We start from the raw sequence: 1378 nt of genomic DNA, 5'->3' as shown, positions 1-1378 counted from the left end.
TGGGACTTTAAAACTTTCTAAGCCCAAAGATAGCCTGACTTGGCTTTGTGAGCGGCAAATACGTTGATGTGGGTCATCAGCCAGCGCAGGAAGCGAAATTCCACTGCGGTACGGAAAGCCTCCAAAGCTTCAGCAAAAGTATGTAATGGTTTAGTTGCCCATTGACGGCGGAATCCGCCAGTTAACTGATGCCAAAGGATAAAGGTGTAGGCACAGAAGATCAAAATCCAATGTCGTTTCAGACTTTTGGCATCACGTACCTGATACTCGCTGAAGCCTAACCAACCTTTGGCTTCACGGTAGAACACTTCTACCCAATTACGTTGTGAATAAGTTTGAACTATCCAAGTTGCACTGACTTGCTCATCTTGAGTATTGGTCAGGAAATAATCAACTTAAGTTGCTTGCTCCCAAGTTGGAGCATTCAATTGAATTGCCAGCCAACGTAAACCCTTCCAGTTTAGGTATATGTGCTTGAATCAGCGCCACCCAGACTGTACGTGGTCGTTCTAAATTTAATTGCACCTCACTGTAAGCTTCTGCTGGTAACGCCGTCGCTAATTCTTCGAGTGAATATTTATGCGGTTGCTGCGGTGTTGGCAATTGATAAGTGACAGAGCGGTTTTTTGCGATGGCTGCAATGTAGGTTAGGTTTCGCTGTTCTAGTTGTTTGATAAATGGTGTGTTGTTACCGTAACCTGCATCAATCAATGTCACTCGTGGTCTGTGACTCCGTTGTAAACAAGAGTCAATTAATTGCAGCGCTAAGTCCGGTTTCTTGACAAACTGTGGGTCGGTTTTCCCTTGTGGTAGCGAACTGGCGTGTTGATACAGCGCTACATCTAATGGCAGTTTCCGTACCCCGTCATAGTAGTACGTCGTTAATAGCACCACTCCGTTGTCTGTCTTGCCAATTTCACCGATATATTGCCTTCCCACTCCATCCGTTGCGTCTCCACTTTTACGATGTCCAGAATCATCCACAATCAGGGTAAACCCTGGCTGCAATTTTGTTTGACGACACTGTTGCATCACTTCTAGCCGTCGATTATTCAGCACCATGTCATTCCAAGGCGCATCATTCAAAAAGTGTCGCAAGCTGTTGTACGAGCCTTCTACAGTGTTACTAGCAATTTGAGTTAGGTTCTTCCCGCTCACTTTCACCCAAACACTCCCCCAAGATAAATGCGAAATTCTTGACGTTGGATAGCCCTTGAGAAAACATCATCAAACCGACGACACCAATTCTCAAAACACGGGGGCATCGCTGCTGGAACTTGATGTTTCATTCTTACGTTGCTCCTGTCGAGACTGACGTAAATCTGAGTCGTGGTTTGTATTCTACCCTGATTTCACGCTCTTTCTTTACAAAGTCCCA

General features: G+C 45.3%; 1 pseudogene. It reads right to left on the bottom strand.

Going from position 1 to position 1378, the window contains the following annotated elements:
- Positions 1–17 precede the first annotated feature (17 nt).
- A pseudogene (locus DSM107010_RS37695) lies at positions 18–1289 on the bottom strand (IS701 family transposase).
- Positions 1290–1378: the final 89 nt, after the last annotated feature.

It is taken from the genome of Chroococcidiopsis cubana SAG 39.79 (assembly GCF_003991895.1).
GTDB lineage: Bacteria > Cyanobacteriota > Cyanobacteriia > Cyanobacteriales > Chroococcidiopsidaceae > Chroococcidiopsis > Chroococcidiopsis thermalis.
Note: the sequence above shows the minus strand (reverse complement) of the source record. Positions and strands in the feature narration are given on the sequence as shown.